This is a genomic window from Thiothrix unzii (assembly GCF_017901175.1).
Lineage (GTDB): Bacteria > Pseudomonadota > Gammaproteobacteria > Thiotrichales > Thiotrichaceae > Thiothrix > Thiothrix unzii.
Genome location: NZ_CP072793.1, coordinates 418,706 through 438,705 on the forward strand (window position 1 = coordinate 418,706; position 20,000 = coordinate 438,705).

Annotated in this window: 18 protein-coding genes, 1 other RNA gene and 1 riboswitch; of the genes, 17 read left to right on the forward strand and 2 right to left on the reverse strand. The window is 51.4% G+C overall.

From position 1 onward, the window contains the following. The first annotated feature begins 263 nt into the window (after nucleotides 1-263). Together J9260_RS02395 and J9260_RS02400 are read left to right on the forward strand one after the other, a co-directional pair. Nucleotides 264-815 (forward strand): Na+/H+ antiporter NhaC family protein, encoded by a 552-nt coding sequence (locus J9260_RS02395; protein WP_210219467.1) that lies wholly within the window; start codon nucleotides 264-266, stop codon nucleotides 813-815. Continuing rightward, complete coding sequence (locus J9260_RS02400; protein ID WP_210219468.1) at nucleotides 773-1,690, forward strand: Na+/H+ antiporter NhaC family protein; 918 nt, start codon at nucleotides 773-775, stop codon at nucleotides 1,688-1,690. Before J9260_RS02395 ends, J9260_RS02400 begins: the two co-directional genes overlap by 43 nt. Here the strand turns inward: J9260_RS02400 and J9260_RS02405 are convergent, their stop codons facing one another. Both J9260_RS02405 and thiC read right to left on the reverse strand, forming a co-directional pair. Next, the gene (locus J9260_RS02405) at nucleotides 1,691-2,647 is read right to left on the reverse strand and encodes a hypothetical protein (protein ID WP_210219469.1); all 957 of its coding nucleotides are present in this window, start codon (nucleotides 2,645-2,647) and stop codon (nucleotides 1,691-1,693) included. A gap of 55 nt (nucleotides 2,648-2,702) precedes the next feature. Then, nucleotides 2,703-4,565, reverse strand: coding sequence for a phosphomethylpyrimidine synthase ThiC (gene thiC / locus J9260_RS02410; RefSeq protein ID WP_246499597.1), 1,863 nt, complete (start codon nucleotides 4,563-4,565; stop codon nucleotides 2,703-2,705). A 27-nt stretch (nucleotides 4,566-4,592) separates the two neighbouring features. After that, a riboswitch (TPP riboswitch) is annotated at nucleotides 4,593-4,689 on the reverse strand. Nucleotides 4,690-4,860: 171 nt separating this feature from the next. On the opposite strand from thiC, the gene J9260_RS02415 reads away from it, so the two are divergent. From J9260_RS02415 to J9260_RS02485, 15 genes are all read left to right on the forward strand, one after another. Next, nucleotides 4,861-5,031: a hypothetical protein gene (locus tag J9260_RS02415; RefSeq protein ID WP_210219470.1), complete on the forward strand. Its 171-nt coding sequence runs from the start codon at nucleotides 4,861-4,863 to the stop codon at nucleotides 5,029-5,031. Nucleotides 5,032-5,056: 25 nt separating this feature from the next. Continuing rightward, nucleotides 5,057-5,405, forward strand: an RNA gene (gene rnpB / locus J9260_RS02420) — RNase P RNA component class A. Between the two features lie 280 nt (nucleotides 5,406-5,685). Then, entirely contained in the window at nucleotides 5,686-6,141 is a 456-nt protein-coding gene (mraZ, locus tag J9260_RS02425) for a division/cell wall cluster transcriptional repressor MraZ (RefSeq protein ID WP_210219471.1), read from the forward strand. Beyond that, a complete protein-coding gene (gene rsmH, locus J9260_RS02430; RefSeq protein ID WP_210219472.1) occupies nucleotides 6,141-7,088 on the forward strand; it encodes a 16S rRNA (cytosine(1402)-N(4))-methyltransferase RsmH in 948 nt (315 codons plus the stop codon). The genes mraZ and rsmH overlap by 1 nt, the downstream gene beginning before the upstream one ends. After that, nucleotides 7,085-7,357 carry a cell division protein FtsL gene (gene ftsL, locus J9260_RS02435; protein WP_210219473.1) on the forward strand — a complete coding sequence of 91 codons (273 nt, stop codon included), beginning with the start codon at nucleotides 7,085-7,087 and terminating at the stop codon, nucleotides 7,355-7,357. Before rsmH ends, ftsL begins: the two co-directional genes overlap by 4 nt. A 50-nt stretch (nucleotides 7,358-7,407) precedes the next feature. Then, complete coding sequence (locus tag J9260_RS02440; RefSeq protein ID WP_210219474.1) at nucleotides 7,408-9,204, forward strand: peptidoglycan D,D-transpeptidase FtsI family protein; 1,797 nt, start codon at nucleotides 7,408-7,410, stop codon at nucleotides 9,202-9,204. Further along, the gene (locus J9260_RS02445; RefSeq protein ID WP_210219475.1) at nucleotides 9,201-10,715 is read left to right on the forward strand and encodes a UDP-N-acetylmuramoyl-L-alanyl-D-glutamate--2,6-diaminopimelate ligase; all 1,515 of its coding nucleotides are present in this window, start codon (nucleotides 9,201-9,203) and stop codon (nucleotides 10,713-10,715) included. The genes J9260_RS02440 and J9260_RS02445 overlap by 4 nt, the downstream gene beginning before the upstream one ends. Then, nucleotides 10,712-12,058: a UDP-N-acetylmuramoyl-tripeptide--D-alanyl-D-alanine ligase gene (locus J9260_RS02450; RefSeq protein ID WP_210219476.1), complete on the forward strand. Its 1,347-nt coding sequence runs from the start codon at nucleotides 10,712-10,714 to the stop codon at nucleotides 12,056-12,058. The genes J9260_RS02445 and J9260_RS02450 overlap by 4 nt, the downstream gene beginning before the upstream one ends. Continuing rightward, nucleotides 12,058-13,140: a phospho-N-acetylmuramoyl-pentapeptide-transferase gene (mraY, locus tag J9260_RS02455; RefSeq protein WP_210219477.1), complete on the forward strand. Its 1,083-nt coding sequence runs from the start codon at nucleotides 12,058-12,060 to the stop codon at nucleotides 13,138-13,140. The genes J9260_RS02450 and mraY overlap by 1 nt, the downstream gene beginning before the upstream one ends. Further along, on the forward strand, nucleotides 13,140-14,513 hold the full coding sequence (gene murD, locus J9260_RS02460; protein WP_246499599.1) for a UDP-N-acetylmuramoyl-L-alanine--D-glutamate ligase: 1,374 nt from the start codon (nucleotides 13,140-13,142) through the stop codon (nucleotides 14,511-14,513). The genes mraY and murD overlap by 1 nt, the downstream gene beginning before the upstream one ends. After that, entirely contained in the window at nucleotides 14,510-15,730 is a 1,221-nt protein-coding gene (gene ftsW / locus J9260_RS02465; RefSeq protein ID WP_210219478.1) for a putative lipid II flippase FtsW, read from the forward strand. Before murD ends, ftsW begins: the two co-directional genes overlap by 4 nt. Continuing rightward, nucleotides 15,727-16,848 (forward strand): undecaprenyldiphospho-muramoylpentapeptide beta-N-acetylglucosaminyltransferase, encoded by a 1,122-nt coding sequence (gene murG / locus J9260_RS02470; protein WP_210219479.1) that lies wholly within the window; start codon nucleotides 15,727-15,729, stop codon nucleotides 16,846-16,848. The genes ftsW and murG overlap by 4 nt, the downstream gene beginning before the upstream one ends. Beyond that, nucleotides 16,845-18,278 carry a UDP-N-acetylmuramate--L-alanine ligase gene (gene murC / locus J9260_RS02475; protein WP_210219480.1) on the forward strand — a complete coding sequence of 478 codons (1,434 nt, stop codon included), beginning with the start codon at nucleotides 16,845-16,847 and terminating at the stop codon, nucleotides 18,276-18,278. The genes murG and murC overlap by 4 nt, the downstream gene beginning before the upstream one ends. Continuing rightward, nucleotides 18,278-19,204 carry a D-alanine--D-alanine ligase gene (locus tag J9260_RS02480; protein WP_246499601.1) on the forward strand — a complete coding sequence of 309 codons (927 nt, stop codon included), beginning with the start codon at nucleotides 18,278-18,280 and terminating at the stop codon, nucleotides 19,202-19,204. Before murC ends, J9260_RS02480 begins: the two co-directional genes overlap by 1 nt. Beyond that, nucleotides 19,201-19,998, forward strand: coding sequence for a cell division protein FtsQ/DivIB (locus J9260_RS02485; protein WP_210219481.1), 798 nt, complete (start codon nucleotides 19,201-19,203; stop codon nucleotides 19,996-19,998). Before J9260_RS02480 ends, J9260_RS02485 begins: the two co-directional genes overlap by 4 nt. Nucleotides 19,999-20,000: the final 2 nt, after the last annotated feature.

A 20,000-nucleotide genomic window follows, 5' to 3' on the forward strand; every position in this document is an offset into this window, starting at 1 on the left:
GTTATCTTTTGGAGTTATGTAATGGAACCCTCAATTAAGGGACTGTATGTTGCGATTGTTTTGATGACACTGTTGGTGTTATTGAACGTCGTTCTGACATTAAATGGTCTGTCACCGTTCGCGAATTAAACCGCGAATTCACAGCGGCTGTGTTTAGTTCGCTGTTGCGCATCTGATAATCGATTCAAATAAATGCGCTTACCTGCTTATTCCATGCTTGTGCTATGCTTCACGGCGTTTGTCCTTCCTATGAGTAGTGCTTCATGGATTACGGTGTATTGTCAATTTTGCCACCCTTGTTAGCGATTACGCTGGCATTGGTGACGCGCGATGTGCTTATTTCTTTAACGGTGGGGATTCTCGCCGGTTTTTTGATCCTCAATAATTACCAACCGCTGGATGCTGTTTTGGCAATGCTTGACAGCATTGTGGCGTTGTTTGCGGAAGGTTGGGTGGTGAAAACCCTGATTTTCTCGCTGTTCGTCGGTTCAGTGATTCGCTTGATGGTGGACAGCGGCGGCGTTGCAGGGCTGGTACATTTTTTGACGCAGAAAAGTCGTGCGGTGCGCTCAGCTCGCGGTGCGATGTTGCTGGCATATCTGATTGGAATAGTAATTTTTATTGAGTCCTCGATTACCTCGTTGGTGGCAGGTACGGTGGCGCGTCCGCTATGTGATAAATACGGGGTGTCGCGCCAGAAACTGGCTTACATTTGTGATGCGACTTCCGCACCGGTCTGTTCTTTGATTCCCCTGAATGGTTGGGGGCATTATTGCTGGGGTTGTTGGCGACGCAAATTACCGCCGGAGTATTGAGCGGCAGTGCCGTTGAAATTCTTTTGAAATCTATCTTTTATAATTTTTATGCATGGCTGGCATTGTTATTGGTGCTGGTAGTGATTTTGCGTAACTGGGATATTGGGCCAATGCGCCGTTTTGAAGAAAACACCACGCCCGTTAATATTCCTGTGCCGCCGGAAGGTGTGCACCTTAGCCGCATGTTGTTGCCCTTGGCGGTGTTGATTGGGATGATGCCGTTGTCGTTGTATTTTACCGGGCAAGCGAGTTTGCTGGGTGAGGGTAAAGCATTAGAAAGCCAAACGTTCTTGGATACGATTTTTGCGGGTAGTGGCTCTACTTCGGTATTTTACGCGGTATTAGCGACGTTATTGGTAGCGTTTGTGCAATACGTTATCTTGGGCAGCATGAGTCGGCAAGATTATTTCCGCAGTATGTTTGCCGGTGCGGGTGAGTTGTTGCCGATTGTGACCATTTTGGTGTTGGCGTTTGTGATTGGTAATTTGGTAAAAGAGCTGGATGCGGGTAACTATTTAGCATCATTGGCGCAAGGTTGGTTGTCGGCTGGCTGGATTCCGGTATTGGTTTTCTTGCTATCGGCGGTGATTGCATTTGCCACGGGAACGAGTTGGGGAACCTTCTCGATTATGATGCCGATTGGGGTGTCTTTGGCGGTTGCTACCGGTGCGGATGTGTATTTGGTGGTGGGTGCAGTCGTGTCCGGCGGTGTTTTTGGCGATCATAGCTCGCCGATTTCCGATACGACGATTATTTCGTCACTGGCGGCAGGTTGTGATGTTGTAGATCACACCGCTTCACAACTGCCTTACGCGCTGCTCGCGGGTGCAGGTGCAGCGGTACTGTTTACAGTGTTTGGCTTCGCGCTGCTGTAATTACTGCTTTTCTTTGCGCCAATTCGCAATGCTGACGACCTTGTCGGGGTTGTCAGTATTGTCGGTATCAAACGGGTGATGGCCCAGTAACACCGATGGATTTCCTGATAGAAACTCGCGCATCAGGCGTAGTTTGAGGCTGTTGGGAAATTTGCTGGCACTTTGATCATTTTCTAAGGCTTCCGCCTCTTCCTCTGTCAATGAATTCACCAGTTTCTCCCAGCGTTCATTTAATGCTTTTTCAATGCTTTCGCTGTCGGCTTCAAGTTTTTCCAGCACGTCTTCGGGTAAAGAATCTAAATAAGCGTCGATATTGCCTAAAATCTTCCCGAAACGCATTTCCAGTAATGAACGCAGCACTTCGTCTGTCCACTGTTCTTCGGCTTGGCGTGCAAAATTATCGCTGTCGCTAATGAGTTTACCTTCGGTATCAATCGCGCCGTAAGCTTCGCCATAACGTCGCCACAAAATGTACAACGGCCCTAAAAACTGCTCCAGTCGCTGACTGTCTTCCGCCGTGGCTGGCTGAAATGTCACCGGATGAAATTGTGGGTACAGTTGGCAAAATTGGTACATCGCACTGACGTACTGGTAAGGGTTAAACGTCAAAGTGATGACATTTTCCTCGTATTCGTCATCAGGTTCGTCTTCGCTGGTGTCGAGTTCCACTTCGAGGAAGGGTTCGTAATGCTCGTAAACCAAATCCCATAAGATTTTACCGTCGCGGTGGCGCACAAAAATAGCAGATTCCACCTGAAATTCGGGTAAATCCGGGGTGCTGTTGACGATCCAGTAATCACCTGTTGCCTGTGCGCTGCGCACAAGCGAACGGAAATCCAACAGACCAAACGGGATTTCAAGAATGTTACTCGGATGGCGATAACCCTCCAGTACAACCAGTTGCACGGAGGGCTGCCCGCCTTCGAGCGTGACGACAAATGATAGCGATTCTTCCATTGGCGCATTTTACCAAAATAGTGACAAATGCACCGAAAAATTCGCGCGGTAAAATTTAGGCTTCGTGATACAGTTTTCCGCCCATTTTTACGAATTCGACCGCTTTTTCCTGCATACCCTTTTGCTGTGCAGCGTAATCGCGCACGTCTTGGGTAATTTTCATCGAGCAGAAATGCGGGCCGCACATCGAGCAGAAATGCGCCACTTTCGCGGAATCTTTCGGCAAGGTTTCATCGTGGTATTCACGCGCCCGATCCGGGTCTAGCCCCAGATTGAATTGGTCTTCCCACCGGAATTCAAAACGAGCTTTCGACATGGCGTTATCACGTACTTGTGCGCCCGGCCAACCTTTCGCCAAATCCGCCGCGTGTGCTGCAATTTTGTAGGTGATAATGCCGACGCGCACATCTTCCTTATTCGGCAAGCCTAAATGCTCTTTGGGGGTGACGTAGCACAACATCGCGCAACCGTACCAGCCGATATTTGCCGCACCAATGCCGGAGGTAATGTGGTCGTAACCGGGCGCAATGTCCGTAACCAATGGCCCCAAGGTGTAGAAGGGTGCTTCAAAGCAGTCCTGCAATTCCTTGTCCATGTTCTCTTTGACCATGTGCAACGGCACGTGTCCGGGGCCTTCGATCATCACTTGCACGTCGTGTTGCCAAGCGATTTTGGTCAATTCACCCAAGGTTTCGAGTTCAGCGAATTGCGCCTCATCGTTGGCATCCGCAGCAGAACCGGGGCGTAAGCCGTCACCCAGCGAGAAGCTCACGTCGTAAGCTTTCATGATTTCGCAAATGTCTTCAAAGTGGGTGTACAGGAAGTTTTCCTTGTGATGTGCCAAGCACCATTTCGCCATGATTGAGCCGCCACGTGACACAATGCCGGTAACACGATCTGCGGTCATCGGCACATACGCCAAGCGCACGCCTGCGTGGATGGTGAAGTAATCCACGCCTTGTTCCGCCTGTTCAATCAGGGTGTCGCGGAAGATTTCCCATGTCAGGTCTTCGGCTTTGCCGTTCACTTTTTCCAGTGCTTGATAGATGGGTACTGTGCCGATGGGCATGGGCGCATTGCGCAGAATCCATTCACGGGTTTCGTGAATATTTTTGCCGGTGGATAAATCCATTAAGGTGTCACCACCCCAGCGTGCCGACCATGCCATTTTTTCGACTTCTTCTTCAATGGAAGAGGAGACCGCCGAATTACCGATATTGGTATTGATCTTGACGCGGAAATTGCGCCCGATAATCATCGGCTCGAGTTCGGGGTGGTTGATATTCGCGGGGATAATCGCCCGACCTTCCGCTACTTCTTTACGCACGAATTCGGGGGTGACTTCCGCAGGCAGGTTTGCGCCCCATGCTTGTCCACCGTGCTGGCGTAGCAATTTGCTATAACGCGGGTCAGCGCGTAATTCTTGCAAGCGCAGGTTTTCGCGGATGGCGACGTATTCCATTTCCGGGGTAATCATGCCTTGGCGGGCGTAGTGCATTTGCGAGACGTTTTTGCCCGCTTTGGCGCGACGCGGAGCGCGAAGGTGTGCGAAACGTAAATGTGCCAGTTTCGGGTCGTTTTGACGGGCTAGGCCAAAATCCGAAGTAGGGCCGTCGAGCTGTTCGGTGTCGTTGCGTTCCAAAATCCAGTTCAGGCGCACATCGGGAATGCCTTCCAGCAAGTTGATGGTAACGTTAGGGTCGGTAAATGGGCCGGAGGTATCGTAAACCGGAATCGGCGGATTTTCTTCCGCGCCAAAGCTGGCAGAGGTTGAGTCTTGGTCGATTTCTCGCATTCCCACACGGATGTCTGAGCGTGAACCCTGCACGTAAACTTTGCGGGAGTTGGGAAAGGGTTTGGTGACTTCGCTAGAAAGTTCAGCAGTTTTTTTTAAGAAGGCTGCGGGTATTGCACTCATGTTTTTTGCTCCATTGTGGCGGGGAATAGCACTCCAATGGAGCATTCCCTGCGCCGGTATCATCCGTATCAGGTTCCAAGGGTCTAATCTCAGCCTGCACATGCAAGCACCCCTAGCTCGTTTGAGGTCGAACTGTAACAGATTCGGCGCGATGCAGGTATAACCCGTCCAGCGGATATAGAAATACGATAGTCAAGTGAGCCGTAGATTTTTACCGCAGTTACCGTAATTTGGTCTATATATGCGGTGAGGAGCTTTTCACCGTTTCCTATAACGGTCGCTGTAAGGAGTGCTTGTGTCAAACTGGATTATTAGCCGCTTGGTGGATTTACTGTTGGTATTTGCGTTGGCGACATTGTTGTTGTGGTGGGGCGCGAGTCGTTACCCTTCGTTTTTCCCTGAACGTTTTCAGCAATATTGGGGTGTTGTGTCGCAGGTGGATGTGCAACCGCAGGTGCATCGTTAGGCACTATCTGTTATGGTGCAGCCTGAGAGCTGACTGGGCAATCGCTGTCCTGCTTGCAGGAGGGAGGAAAGTCCGGGCTTCACAGGGTAAGACGCTAGGTAACGCCTAGGCGGCGTGAGCCGACGGAAAGTGCAACAGAAAATAAACCGCCTGCGAGTTCGCTCGTCGGTAAGGGTGAAACGGTGCGGTAAGAGCGCACCGCGTCGCTGGTAACAGTCGACGGCACGGCAAACCCCGTCTGAAGCAAAACCAAATAGGGGTGCTATGGTGTGACCCGCACTGCACCCGGGTAGGTTGCTTGAGGTGTACGGTGACGTACATCCCAGATGAATGATTGTCCTCGACAGAACCCGGCTTATAGGTCAGCTCTCTATTCTTTTTCTTTACCGCTTGTCTGGCGGGCTTCTTATTAGAATATCTTCGCTTACACACTGCATGTAAGTTGTCATGTTGTTATTCTAAGCTATTGAAATAAATCAAAACTTATTATTTTAAATTGAATAAATTTTCACTTTAAAACGCTAATTATTTAACTTTAAAGTAATTTCTTCGGAATTTCGTTGACAGTATGTGGATGTCTGCCTATATTCCTTTTCAAGTGGAAAAAAGTGGAAATAAGTGGGTTTGTTTCCCTGCAAAGGTGGAATTTCGGGCATGTTTCGTGGCATCTCTCACATCACAGTCGATCCTAAGGGACGCTTGGCAGTGCCTGCTAAGCACCGTGATGCGCTCACGCAAGCTGCAAATGGGCAAATAATTATCACTGTTGACCACGCGGATAAATGTTTACTGATTTACCCAATGGATCAGTGGCTTAAACTTGAGAAAACCCTAATGTCTTTGCCTAACGTGAACCCTAGTGTTCGTCACATGCAACGCTTGCTGCTTGGTCATGCCGCCGAAGTGGAGTTGGATGCGCAAGGCCGCGTCCTATTGCCATGGCCCTTGCGTGAATATGCAGCTATTGATAAGCATGTGGTATTAGTCGGGCAGGCAACCAAGTTTGAGTTATGGGATGCGGATGCTTGGGATAAAGCCCGTGATAGTTGGTTGCTTGATGCGCAACAAAGCCCTGAAGCTACGGCGATTCTCAGTCAGGTTTTACTGTAATGGTGGCTTCAATAGGGGAGATCTGGAAGCACGACACGGTGCTTCTTGATGAGGCGGTTGCTGCTTTGGCAATTCAACCTGCCGGTATTTATGTTGATGGCACTTATGGGCGTGGCGGGCATTCGGCGTTGCTGTTGCAACAATTGGGCGCGAATGGGCGGTTAATCGTGATAGATAAAGATCCGGTAGCGATTGCCCATGCGCGTGAACGTTACGCACATGACGCACGGGTTTTTGTTTGGCACGGGTCATTCCGGGATTTTCCGCAGGCAGTATTAGCGGCGGGGGTTACGGATAAGATTGATGGGTTATTGTTGGATTTGGGGGTGTCATCACCGCAGTTGGATGATGCTGAACGCGGGTTTAGTTTTATGCGCGAAGGCCAGTTGGATATGCGCATGGATACTTCCAAAGGTTTGAGTGCTGCCGATTGGCTGAATCAGGCCAGCGATACGGAGATTGCTGATGTGCTGTGGCGTTATGGTGAGGAACGCTTTTCTCGCCAGATTGGGCGTGAAATTGTGCGAATCCGCCAACAAACGCCTTTACAAACCACCACGCAGTTGGCTGATTTAATCGCGAGTGTCATTCGTAAACGTGAACCGGGCAAGCACCCCGCCACCCGCAGCTTTCAGGCGATTCGTATCAAAGTGAATCAGGAACTGGATGACGTTGAAGCGTGCTTGCAGCACGCGGTTGATTCTCTGGCTCCCGGTGGACGCTTGGTGGTGATTAGTTTTCATTCGTTGGAAGACCGTATTGTTAAACACTATTTGCGCGATGTTTCTACGCCACCCAATATCCCAAGGGGGTTGCCAGTGATGCCAAAAATGATACAGCCGCCGATGCGTTTGATCGGTAAAGCCGTGCGCCCCAGTGATGCGGAGGTGCAAGGTAATGTGCGTTCACGCAGTGCGATTATGCGCATCGGCGAGCGCGTCGCATGAATCGCTTTAACATGATGACGCTACTGGTGTTGTATGTGCTGGTCATCGGTTTGGCGTTATTGGTGGTGGCAAATCGGCACGAAGCGCGGCGTTTATTTGCAGAAGTGCAAAAACTGGAGCAGGAGCGCGACAGCTTACGTGCAGATTGGAGTCGCTTGAAGCTGGAACACAGCACGTTATTAAACCAAGTCCATGTGGAAACACAGGCAAAAGAAAGTTTGGGTATGAAAAAACCCGCCGCTAATGAATTGAAGGTTATCCGAGAGTGAAACGCAGACAATTAAAATCACCCGTTTTTCAAGGCAGGAGGCTTTTCCTGATGCTTGCCTTGTTGGTTGTGATTGGGATTTTATTGTTGCGTGCAGCTTGGTTAGAAATTTTTCAGCAAGAGTGGTTGCAAAAACAGGCGGATAAACGCCAATTACGTGAAGTGGTTGTGCCTGCGTATCGCGGTATGATTCTGGATCGTCACGGTGAACCAATGGCAATTAGTTCGCCGGTTGAGTCGTTGTGGTGTAACCCGCAAGATTTACTGAAAGCGCGTGAAAAATTACAAAAGCAATACGAGCTTACCCGCAAAGTTACCGATGCCACAGTGGGTAACGACGGCGCGGAAGCTGATGAAGCGCATGAGTTAGCGGCTACTGATTTCGCGCGTTTGGAAAGCGGTTTTCGGGCGATTGAGAAAGCTTTGGCGATGCCTGAAGGTGGTTTGCTGAAAAAACTGGTTGATGCAGGCGACAAACATTTTTTGTATTTGGGTCGGCATTTGCCGCTGGAAGTTGCGCAAAGTATTAAAGATTTAGGTTTGCCGGAAATTGGTTCCACCCGCGAATACCGGCGTTATTACCCTTTGGCTGAAACGGCTGGGCATGTCGTGGGCATGACCAACTTGGATGATGACGGTATTGAGGGCATTGAAAAAGCTAAGGATAGTTTACTCGGTGGTAAAAACGGTAAGACGCGCGTGGTGCGTGACGCTAACGGGCGTTTGGTGGAAAGCGTGGTGCGCTTGGAAGAAATGCAGCCAGGGCAGGACGTTTATTTGAGCATCGACCGTCGTATTCAGTATTTGGCTTACAAAGAATTAAAAACCCGCGTGAGCGAATTGAATGCGAAAGCCGGTTCAGTGGTGGTCTTGGATGCGCATTCGGGTGAGATTTTGGCAATGGCGAACGTGCCATCGTTTAACCCGAACAATCGTGAAGCCATTGAGCCGTATTTGTACCGCAATCGTGCCGTTACGGATAAATCTGAGCCGGGTTCAACCTTGAAGCCGTTGACCATCGCTGCTGCCTTGGAGGCGCGGGTATTGGGTGCGGATGTGGAAATTAATACCTCACCGGGCAAGATCAATTTTGGTAAATACGTGGTGAAAGACCCGAAAGATTACGGTTCAGTCAGCTTACCAATGTTATTGGCGAAATCCAGTAACGTGGGTGCAAGCCGTGTCGCTTTATTGATGGATGCGCGGCAGCATTGGATGTTTTTGAGCCGTTTGGGTTTTGGACGTGCGCCAGACGCGGGTTTTTCCGGGGAGACGCAAGGCAAGCTCACCAATTACGCACAGTGGGGTAAAGTTGATCGCGCCTCTCACGGTTATGGTTACGGTTTATCGACCAGTTTGTTGCAGTTGACTCGTGCTTACGGGCCATTGGCGGCGAATGGTTTGTTAATGCCTACCAATATTTACAAAGTTGAACAGGCTGGGCAGCCGCAACAGGTGATGGCTCCAGAAACGGCACGCGCGGTATTACGCATGATGGAAGCAGTGGTGCAAAAAGGTGGCACGGGTGAAAAGGCAATGGTAGATGGTTATCGGATTGCGGGTAAAACCGGGACAGCTTACAAATATATTAATAATAGCTATCGCGATGATCGTTACTTGACCAGTTTCATTGGCATCGCGCCTGCGAGTCGTCCACGCTTGGTGGTGTCGGTGCAAATTGATGAGCCGAAAGTGGATGACAGTGGTGGGCGTGCGGCTGCACCCGTATTCGCTAAAGTAATGGCGGAATCGTTACGTTTATTGGATATACCCCCGGATAATTTACCCGTTGCTAAACCGGCGGTAGTGCCTGCTCCGGCACAGCCTGTTACAGAGGGGGCAACATGATGCAATCCATGCCATTAGCGGATCTGTTGCTTGATTTGGTTGTTGATGTACCAGCGGTCAATGTGACTGGGTTGAGTTTGGATAATCGCCAGATTCAAGCGGGCATGGCTTTTGTGGCTTTGCGTGGCACGCGCCAACACGGTTTGCATTATGCGGCTGCCGCTGTGGAAGCCGGTGCAAGCGTGGTGCTATACGAACCTGAAGATGGTTTGAATTTGCCCAATTTGCCCGTGCCTTTAGTTCCCGTGCCTGCTTTGCGGGAATCGTTGGGAATGATTGCCGAGCGTTTTTATCACGCGCCGACTGCGGATTTGTTCATGGTGGGCGTGACTGGGACTGATGGTAAAACGTCGATTACGCACTTTGTGGCAGAGGCGTTGAACGCACTTGAGCCACAATCCGCCGCCGTCATTGGCACGATTGGCATCGGTGAACCGCGTGCGTTGCGCCCCGCGACGCACACTACGCCGGATGCATTGACAGTGCAGGGTGTATTGCGTGGTTTACGTGATGAAGGTTTTCAATGTGTGGCGATGGAAGTGTCTTCGCACGCATTGGATCAGGGGCGCGTGAATAACGTGCGCTTTGACGTGGCGGTGCTGAGTAATTTAACCCGTGACCACTTGGATTATCACGGTACGGTTGAAGCTTATGCGGCTGCGAAACGTCGGTTGTTTTTGTGGGACGGGTTACGCGCGGTGGTGTTGAATCGCGATGATGCGTTCGGACGGCAATTGGCGGCTGATTTAGCAGATTCTGCGCCACAAATCATCGGTTATGCGGTCGGTAATCCAGCGGATTATCCGGCGAATACTTTGGTGGCAACTGATACCGTATTTGATCATGCAGGCATTCGTGCCAAGGTGGTCAGTGCATGGGGCGAAGGTGTATTGCAAGCTCCGGTGCTGGGGCAGTTTAATTTACACAATTTGTTGGCAGCGTTAGGTGTGTTGTTGGCAAAAGGTGTGCCGATGGCGCAAGCCTTGGCGTGTTTGCAGCAGGTTTGGGTTGTGCCTGGACGGATGGAACGTGTCACTGCGCCTTCGCTCAGTGGCAGTGGGGAAGGTAACGGCAAACTGGTGGTGGTGGATTATGCGCATACCCCCGGTGCATTGCAGCAGGTGTTAAAAGCGGCGCGGGTGCATACCCGTGGGCGGTTGCTGTGTGTATTTGGTTGTGGTGGTGATCGTGATCGCGGTAAACGCCCATTAATGGCTCAAATGGCGGAAACAGGTGCTGACGTGGTGATCGTAACCGACGATAATCCGCGCACTGAAAATCCATACCAAATATTTGAGGACATTATGCAGGGCTTTACTCATCCTGCGGACGTGACGTTTGAGCACGACCGCGCTACCGCTATCCGTCTTGCCATTGCTCAGGCGCAACCCGGTGACACCGTGTTGATTGCTGGCAAAGGCCATGAAACCGTACAAATCTTAGCTACTGGCACAGTGCCATTTGATGACCGCGAACAAGCAGCGCAAGCGTTGCAGGAGTGTGCGGCATGACATGGTTAACTTTGACACAAGTGGCACAAATGACCGGCGGTGTATTGCACGGGCAGGATGTTGCAGTGACACGGGTAGAGCGTGATTCGCGGGCGGTGCAGGCGGGTGATTTGTTCATTGCGTTACACGGTGAGCGGTTTGATGCGCACGATTTTTTACCACAAGTAGCTGGTAAAGCCAGTGGCGCATTGGTATCGCGGTACGTGGATGCAGCGATTCCGCAAGTGGTAGTGGACGATGTGCGTTTGGCTCTAGGGCGGTTAGCGGCGGCTTGGCGGCAACAATACCAACAACCAGTGGTTGGCTTGACTGGCAGCAATGGCAAAACCACGCTGAAAGAAATGCTCACCGCGATTTTGTCGCTGCAAGGGCAAACTTTAGCCACATTAGGCAATCTGAATAACGATATTGGAATGCCGTTAACCTTGTTGCGGTTGCGTGCAAGCGATCAATACGCAGTGATTGAAATGGGGGCAAACCATTTCGGCGAAATTGATTATTTGACGCGCATTGCTTGCCCGGATGTGGCAGTGCTGAACAATGCAGGTGCGGCGCATTTGGAAGGTTTCGGCGATATTGCTGGAGTCGCACGTGCCAAAGGTGAGATTTTCAACGGTTTGAGTGCGGCAGGCGTAGCGGTTATTAATGCGGATGATACTTACGCGGATTACTGGCAAAGCCTGAATCCACAGCGCAAGGTGTTGCGTTTTGGCATGGATAACGCAGCGGATGTGCAAGGTTTTACCGATGCAGATAATCAGTTTTATCTGCAAGCCCAAGGGCAAACTTTGGCGGTGAACCTGCAATTGTTGGGTCGCCACAATCAGATGAATGCGTTGGCGGCAGCGGCAGCAGCGTTGGCACTGAATGTGCCGTTAGCCACGATTGTGCAAGGTTTAGGATGTTTGCAACCGGTGAAAGGGCGGTTATGCCCGAAGCAGGGTGCGCACGGCGGTTTGGTGATTGATGATACTTATAATGCCAACCCCACGTCGACCGCAGCGGCAGTGGCGGTATTGGCGGGCTTAAAAGGAAAAAAAATGTTGATATTGGGCGATATGGGCGAATTAGGCGAAACCGGCGAGCAGTTGCATGCTGCGATTGGGCAGCAAGCGGCAGCGTTGGGCGTGGATGAAATGTACACCTTGGGTAGCTTGAGTGCCGCAGCGAGTGCTGCGTTTGGCGCAAAAGGTTACGCTTTTAACGATTTAGAGAGCTTGTTAGCAACGGCGCAATCTGCATTACACGCGGGAACTCACGTGTTAGTGAAGGGTTCGCGTTCGGCTCGGATGGAACGGGTGGTGGATGCATTGACAGCCGTTGCTGTACAGGAGGCTGCATAATGTTGGTGTGGCTATTTGATTTTTTAAGTGATTTTTACAGCGGTTTTAACGTTTTTAAGTATTTGACTTTACGCGCTATTTTGGGATTGTTGACCGCCTTGTTTATCGCGTTGTGGACAGGCCCCGGAATGATTCGGGCGTTAACACGTTTGAAGATTGGGCAATACATCCGCGAAGACGGGCCGCAACACCAAATGAAGGCAGGAACCCCGACGATGGGTGGGGTGATGATTATTCTGGCGATTGGGGTGGCTACGTTACTGTGGGCGGATTTGACTAACCGCTACGTTTGGGTGGTGTTGGGTGTCACCGTGGGCTTTGGTTTGGTCGGCGGTTTGGACGATTACATCAAGCTGAAAAAGCGTCGCAATATGGGCTTAACCGCGCGTCAAAAATACCTGGGTTTAAGCGCGATTGGCTTCGCAGCGGCGTTTTACCTGTATTTTTCTGCGCAAAGCCCGGTGGAAACCACGTTCTTTTTGCCGATCCTGAAGGATGCGAATTGGCAGATGGGTTGGTTGTTCATTCCGTGGGTGTATCTGGTGGTTGTGGGCGCGAGTAACGCGGTTAATTTAACCGATGGCTTGGACGGTTTGGCAATTATGCCGACCATTATGGTGGCGGGTGGTTTAGCTGTTTTCGCTTACGTGAGTGGTCATGCGGGTATTTCTCAGTATCTGGGTGTGCCGCGTGTCGCTGGGGTTGGTGAGATCGTGGTGTTTTGCGCGGCAATTTTCGGGGCAGGTTTGGGCTTTTTGTGGTTCAACACTTACCCAGCGCAAGTTTTTATGGGCGATGTCGGCGCGTTGGCATTGGGTGCAGCGTTAGGGATCGTCGCGGTGGTGGTACGTCAGGAAATTGTGCTGGCGATTATGGGTGGGATTTTCGTGCTGGAAACCCTGTCGGTGATTTTGCAGGTCGGCTATTTCAAGGCAACTGGTGGCAAGCGTATTTTTCGGATGGCTCCGTTGCACCACCACTATGAAAAAAAGGGTTGGCCTGAGCCGCGAGTGATTGTGCGGTTTTGGATCGTAACGGTCATTTTAGTCATGATTGGTTTAGCAACATTGAAGATTCGTTAATGGGTAACGTGAATATGGCAACAACTGCTTACAACTGGAACACGCTGGTGGTCGGCCTCGGTCAGACTGGGCTGTCGGTTGCGCGTTATCTGCATTCACGCGGCATTGCGTTTGCGGTGGTGGATAGCCGTGTTAATCCACCGGGTAAGGATGAGTTGCTGGAGCAGTTCCCCGCAGCACCTTATGCGTTTGGGGCATTTAGCGATGCAAGCGAATTGTTTACGCAGGCAGCAACGCTGGTGGTAAGCCCCGGTATTGCCATTGCTACCCCGGAAATTCGGGCTGCGGGTGAACGCGGCGCGGCGATTATTGGTGATATTGAGCTGTTTGTGCGCGAAGCCCAAGCTCCGGTGATTGCGATTACTGGTTCTAATGGGAAGAGCAGTGTCACCACGCTGGTCGATTTAATGGCAAAAACAGCGGGTATGCGTTCTTACGCGGGCGGCAATCTGGGTTACGCGGCGTTGGATTTATTGGCGCAACCCGTACCGGATTTGTACGTGATGGAGCTTTCCAGCTTTCAGTTGGAAACCACGCAATCGCTGCAAGCAGTATCTGCGGTGGTACTAAATGTCAGTGAAGATCATCTGGATCGCTACGACAGTTATGCGGATTATGCTGCCACCAAAGCAGTGATTTACCACAATTGCGGCTGCGCGGTGGTGAACCGTGATGACCCGCTGGTAATGGCGATGTTGGCAGATTGGACGGATGTTGAGCGCAGTCGAAGTGTTAGTTTCGGTTTGGATATTCCGGCGGCTGGTCATTACGGGGTGCGCGAACACAACGGCAGGCGTTGGTTGGCGAAAGGTGAAACCCTGTTGCTGGCAGCCGATGCGATGAAATTGCCGGGTGAACATAATCTGGCAAATGCGTTAGCGGCGTTGGCATTGGGTGAAGCGGCAGGTATTCCGTTGGCGGGTATGCTGACAGCATTGTGTGAATTTACCGGTTTAGCGCATCGTACCCAGTGGGTACGCGAACGTCAAGGGGTGAATTGGTACAACGATTCCAAAGGCACGAATGTTGGTGCAACCCTCGCGGCATTGGCAGGTTTATCCGGCAAAACAGTGCTGATTGCAGGCGGACAAGGTAAGGGTGCGGATTTCTCGCCATTACGCCCGGTTGCAGCGGAAAAAGCCCGTGCGGTGATTTTAATCGGTGAAGACCGTAATAAAATCGCTGATGTGCTGGAAGGTTACGTGACTTATTTACTGGCACAAAGCATGGAAGACGCGGTGGAAGTCGCCGCAGAACTCGCTCAACCCGGTGATAATGTGTTGCTGTCTCCGGCCTGTGCCAGTTTCGATATGTTTAAAGGTTACGGGCATCGCGGTGATGTGTTCAGCGATGCAGTGCGAGGCTTGCCATGAATACGCCAGTAACGCCAACTGAAATGTTAACCCAAACCACGTGGGGGCGTTATGTCGACCGTGATTTGCTGGTGGCATTGTTGGCATTACTGGGCATTGGCATTGTGATGCTGGCTTCGGCTTCCTTGTGGGTGTCGGAGAAAAAATACGCTGATCCGTATGTGTTCTTAGAGCGGCAATTAATGTTTTTAGGTGTTGGGGTCGTCTTTGCGATTGCGTTGTATCAGATCACCATGCGTTTCTGGCAGCAATTGGGAGTACGTTTGTTGCCATTGGTGTTGGTGCTGTTGATTCTGGTGTTGATCCCCGGCATTGGTAATGAAGTCAATGGCAGCCGTCGCTGGTTGAATTTTGGTTTTGCCTCGATTCAAGTGTCGGAGTTGGCGAAACTGATTATGTTGTTGTATTTATCAGGTTATTTGGTGCGTCACGGTAAAAATCTCGCGTTGTCTCCGTCGTATCAGCCGTTGTTAATTCCGTTGCTGGTGCTGGCTGTTACCGGGGCGTTGTTGCTGATGGAACCTGATTTTGGTTCCACCGTGATTATATTTGTTACGGGTCTGGCTTTGTTGTTTCTGGGTGGTGTGCCGTTGAAACGCTTAGGCATCCTGCTCGGCGGGGCGATTTTAGTGATGATTCCCTTGGCTTTCATGGGGTATCGCGGACGGCGTTTACAAGCGTTTTTAAACCCATGGGATTACGAATCGGGCATCGGTTATCAAATGGTTAATGCGCAAATGGCGATTGGCGAAGGTGGCTGGTTTGGTTCGGGCTTGGGCGGTGGCGTACAGAAATTACTTTATTTGCCGGAAGCGCATAACGATTTTATTTTCTCGATTTTAGCGGAAGAATTCGGCTTTATCGGTATTTTGGTGGTGTTGGCACTTTACGGTTGGCTGGTGTTACGCGCGTTTGTGATCGGTTTTCAGGCCGATAAAAGCGGTAAACATTTTGGCGCGTATGTAGCTTACGGCATCGGCTTTTGGATGGGGTTTCAGGTGATTCTGCACATCGGGGTGAATCTGGGGATGTTGCCGCCGAAAGGTTTGACCTTGCCGCTGATGAGTTACGGCGGCAGTAGTTTGATGGTGACGTTAATGGCAATGGCGTTATTGATGCGCGTCCACCGTGAAAATTGTGTTGCCCGTTTTGGTTTGCCAGAGCGTAAAGCAACGAATACGCGCAAAGCCGCAACGATAAGGAGAACTAGCGCATGAGCCAGCAACAACGTCCCATTATGATTACAGCCGGTGGCACGGGCGGTCATGTGTACCCCGGTTTAGCCGTGGCACGTGCGTTGATGGCGCAAGGCATTCCGGTGGTGTGGATGGGTACGCGCACTGGCTTGGAAGCACGGATTATTCCAGCGGCTGGTATTGAAGTGGCATGGCTTGATGTCAACGGTTTACGCGGTAAAGGCTGGAAAACCTTGGTGTTGGCTCCGGTGAATTTGGTGCGTGCTTTGGTGCAGTCGGTGCAAATCATGGTGAAGCACAAACCCGCAGCAGTACTGGGTATGGGCGGTTTTGTTGCAGGCCCCGGTGGTTTGGTAGCGGCGTTATTGGGCAAGCCAGTGGTGATCCACGAGCAAAATGCGGTAGCGGGTTTGACTAATACCCTGCTGTCGTGGGTGGCGCGGCGCGTGTTGGAAGGCTTCCCCGGTACGTTTTCAAACAGTAGCAAAGTCATGGCAACCGGCAATCCGGTACGTTTAGACATTGCTGGTTTGCCCGCACCGTTGGAGCGTTTAGCCGATCGTGATGACCAGCCGATTCACGTCTTAGTGGTGGGCGGTAGCTTGGGTGCGCAAGCGTTGAACCAAATGGTTCCGCAAGCACTGGCGCAATTACCGCCAGAACAACGTCCGCAGGTACGGCATCAGGCGGGTGGTAAAAACCTTGAAGATGCGAGTAAGCATTACGCAGCGGCAGGGGTGACGGCGGATGTCACCGCGTTTATTGAAGATATGGCGGAAGCGTATGCGTGGGCAGATTTGGTGATTTGTCGTGCGGGTGCATTGACCGTGGCGGAATTGGCAGCAGCCGGTGTTGCTGCGCTGTTAGTGCCGTTCCCTCATGCAGTGGATGATCATCAAACCGCCAATGGCAAATACCTTGCCGATAACGGTGCGGCTTTGCTGGTACAGCAACGTGAGCTAACGCCTGAAAAGTTAGCGGCGATTTTACAAGATTTGGGAACTGACCGCGTGAAATTGCGCCAAATGAGCATCGCTTCGCGGCAATTGGCGAAACCGTATGCAACCGCTCAGGTAGCGGCGATTTGCGCAGCTTACGCTGGTTATGACTTCGACAACACAGCAGGGAAACAACAATGAAAATAGGCAACGACCAGCTCGCTCGGAAACGCATTAGCCGCTTGCATTTCATCGGTATCGGTGGCGCAGGAATGGGTGGCATCGCCGAGGTGGTGGCGAATTTGGGCTATACGGTATCAGGTTCGGATTTGTCCGAAAGTGCCATGACGCGCCGTTTGGCAGCGTTGGGCGTGACAGTTCATAAAGGCCATACGGCAGAAAATGTCCAAGGCGCGGATGTTATTGTGGTGTCTACTGCGATTGATAGCCACAACCCGGAAATCGTCGCGGCACGTGAACAACGCATTCCGATTATCCGGCGTGCGGAAATGCTGGCTGAGTTAATGCGCTTCCGCCAAGGCATTGCGGTAGCAGGTACGCACGGAAAAACCACCACCACAAGCTTGACAACCAGTTTGTTAGTGGAGGGCGGGATGGATCCGACTTACGTGATTGGCGGTAAGTTGAATAGTTCCGCGAGCAATTCCAAGTTGGGTACGGGCGAATATTTGGTGGCAGAAGCGGATGAAAGCGATGCTTCGTTCCTGCACTTACAGCCAATGATTGCTGTCGTGACTAATATTGACGAAGACCATATGTCAACTTATGGCAATGATTTCGCCAAATTGAAGCAGACGTTTATTGAGTTTTTGCACCATTTGCCGTTTTACGGGCTGGCGGTATTGTGCGTGGATGATGAATACGTGCGTGAAATTTTGCCGCAAGTCAGCCGTCCTATCGTGACTTACGGTATTGATGATGAAGCTGCGGATGTGAAAGCCACGGATATGCGGTTTGTGGGTACACAAAGCTTGTTTACGGTGCATCGTCCGCGCGGCAAGGCCAGTTTGGATATTACCTTGAACCTTCCGGGTCGCCATAACGTCTTGAATGCTTTGGCAGCGATTGCTATTGCGACAGAACTGGACGTGGCAGACGAAGCCATTATCGCGGGTTTGCAAAAATTTGACGGTGTGGGGCGACGTTTCCAACAGTACGGCGATATTAGTTTTGCCGTGGGTAAAAAAGCGACGTTGGTTGATGATTACGGACACCACCCGCGTGAAATGAAAGCAACGCTGGATGCGGTGCGTAATGCGTGGCCTGAGCGGCGTTTAGTGCAAATTTTCCAGCCGCACCGTTACACCCGTACCCGCGATTTGTTTGAAGATTTTGCGCAAGTGTTGTCCGAAACCGATGTATTGGTGCTGATGGATGTGTATGCCGCCAGCGAACAACCGATTCCGGGTGCGGATGGGCGTGCATTAGCGCGTGCGGTACGGATTCGCGGCAAAGTTGACCCGATTTTCGTAGCCGATGTGGAAGATGTGCCGGGTGTGTTGAAACACATTTTGCAGGATGGTGACATTATTTTGACCCAAGGCGCGGGCAGTGTTGGTGGTTTAGCAGCCAGTTTGCCAGAAAAACTCAGCATGAAAGGGGGCGAATAATGATTCAAGCGGCAATGCAGGAAAAATTTGGCAAGGTGGCGGTATTGTTCGGCGGTTGGGCGGCAGAACGCCCTGTGTCCTTGCGTAGTGGCGCGGCGGTGCTGGCAGCGTTGCAGGCCAGCGGTGTCGATGCGCATGGAATTGATGTTGACCGCGACATTATCAGTGTATTGCAGGCCGGTAATTTTGACCGGGTGTTCAATATTTTGCACGGTGCGGGCGGCGAAGACGGTGTATTGCAAGGTGCGTTAGAAATTTTAGGTATCCCCTATACCGGCTGCGGCGTAATGGCTTCCGCAATCAGTATGGATAAGCTGATGACCAAGCGCGTGTGGGCAGGAGCTGGGTTGCCGACTCCGGCTTACCGGGTGCTGACTGCACAAACCGATTTCGCGGGTGTGGTGGCTGAATTGGGTTTGCCGTTGATGGTAAAACCGGCGACGGAAGGCTCCAGCATTGGCATGAGCAAAGTGACGCTTGCAGCGGATCTGGAGGGTGCTTACCACAAAGCGGCACAGTGCAGCGCGGTGGTGATTGCGGAGCAGTGGGTGACTGGCGATGAATATACCGCTGGGATCGTCGCGGGGCAGTCGTTGCCGTTGATTCGCTTGGAAGTGCCGGGTGAGTTTTACGATTACGAAGCTAAATATTTGCGCGATGACACCCGTTACCATTGCCCTTGCGGACTGGATACAGTGCAAGAGCAGGCAATGCAAGTCCTCGCACAACAAGCATTCGATGCGGTTGGCGGGCGTGGCTGGGGGCGTGTCGATATGATGCGTGATCAACAAGGTAAAGCGTGGTTAATTGAGGTCAATACCAACCCCGGTATGACTGATCACAGCCTCATTCCGATGGGTGCGCGTGCCATTGGTTTGGACTTTAACGCGCTGGTTGTACGTATTTTGGAGACTACTTTGTCATGACTCAACGTCGTCGCCCTGCACCAAAACGTGCCACTTCAGGCTTTAACCTGAAGCAATTACCTCCACGGTGGTTGAAGTTGGGTGCGGTCGTGGCTTTGGTCATGGTGGTGCTTGGCGGGGTGCTTGCTGGGCGGACAATGTTGAATAATCCAAAAAACCTGCCCATTAGTCAGATTGATGTTCAAGGTGACTTGAAATTTATCAAAGATGAAGAGATGCGCAAGGTTATTGAAAAATACACCCAAACCAATCTGTATTTATTGGATGCGGAAGCGTTGGAAGTGGATTTAGAAACGCAACCGTGGGTACGCAGTGTGACATTGCGTAAATCATGGCCTGATCGCTTGATAGTGGTGGTAGAAGAACAGCGTCCGCTGGCGTTTTGGGGAAAAGAGCGGATTATGAATCAATTTGGTGAGTTGTTTACGGCGGAATTGCCGGGAGCCACATTACCAACGCTTTATAGCCCTGAAGATAAGGGGCGGGAAATGGCGCAACGTTTTATTACCGTGAATGAGTGGTTGCGTGGTTTACCGCTGGAGTTGTCGGAATTGACGGAAGATGCCAGTGGTTCATGGCGTATGAAGCTCAAGGGCGGCCCTGAAGTATTGATTGGCACAGAAGAACACGAGCGACGGATCGCTCGGTTCAAGGTCGGTTTTCAGCGGGAACTGGCGAGTAAGCTGGGTAATGTACGGCGTATTGACCTGCGTTACACCAACGGTTTTGCAGTGGAATGGAGGCAAACCCCGCTCGGCTTGCGGGATTCAGCAGGCGAGAGCCGCAGGAGTTAATG

What these genes read in the sequence shown, in the direction of transcription:
- J9260_RS02395 (WP_210219467.1), top strand. Translation starts at nt 264, where the DNA reads ATGGATTACGGTGTATTGTCAATTTTGCCACCCTTGTTAGCGATTACG.
- J9260_RS02405 (WP_210219469.1), bottom strand. Translation starts at nt 2,647, where the DNA reads ATGGAAGAATCGCTATCATTTGTCGTCACGCTCGAAGGCGGGCAGCCC.
- thiC (WP_246499597.1), bottom strand. Translation starts at nt 4,565, where the DNA reads ATGAGTGCAATACCCGCAGCCTTCTTAAAAAAAACTGCTGAACTTTCT.
- mraZ (WP_210219471.1), top strand. Translation starts at nt 5,686, where the DNA reads ATGTTTCGTGGCATCTCTCACATCACAGTCGATCCTAAGGGACGCTTG.
- rsmH (WP_210219472.1), top strand. Translation starts at nt 6,141, where the DNA reads ATGGTGGCTTCAATAGGGGAGATCTGGAAGCACGACACGGTGCTTCTT.
- ftsL (WP_210219473.1), top strand. Translation starts at nt 7,085, where the DNA reads ATGAATCGCTTTAACATGATGACGCTACTGGTGTTGTATGTGCTGGTC.
- J9260_RS02440 (WP_210219474.1), top strand. Translation starts at nt 7,408, where the DNA reads ATGCTTGCCTTGTTGGTTGTGATTGGGATTTTATTGTTGCGTGCAGCT.
- J9260_RS02445 (WP_210219475.1), top strand. Translation starts at nt 9,201, where the DNA reads ATGATGCAATCCATGCCATTAGCGGATCTGTTGCTTGATTTGGTTGTT.
- J9260_RS02450 (WP_210219476.1), top strand. Translation starts at nt 10,712, where the DNA reads ATGACATGGTTAACTTTGACACAAGTGGCACAAATGACCGGCGGTGTA.
- mraY (WP_210219477.1), top strand. Translation starts at nt 12,058, where the DNA reads ATGTTGGTGTGGCTATTTGATTTTTTAAGTGATTTTTACAGCGGTTTT.
- murD (WP_246499599.1), top strand. Translation starts at nt 13,140, where the DNA reads ATGGGTAACGTGAATATGGCAACAACTGCTTACAACTGGAACACGCTG.
- ftsW (WP_210219478.1), top strand. Translation starts at nt 14,510, where the DNA reads ATGAATACGCCAGTAACGCCAACTGAAATGTTAACCCAAACCACGTGG.
- murG (WP_210219479.1), top strand. Translation starts at nt 15,727, where the DNA reads ATGAGCCAGCAACAACGTCCCATTATGATTACAGCCGGTGGCACGGGC.
- murC (WP_210219480.1), top strand. Translation starts at nt 16,845, where the DNA reads ATGAAAATAGGCAACGACCAGCTCGCTCGGAAACGCATTAGCCGCTTG.
- J9260_RS02480 (WP_246499601.1), top strand. Translation starts at nt 18,278, where the DNA reads ATGATTCAAGCGGCAATGCAGGAAAAATTTGGCAAGGTGGCGGTATTG.
- J9260_RS02485 (WP_210219481.1), top strand. Translation starts at nt 19,201, where the DNA reads ATGACTCAACGTCGTCGCCCTGCACCAAAACGTGCCACTTCAGGCTTT.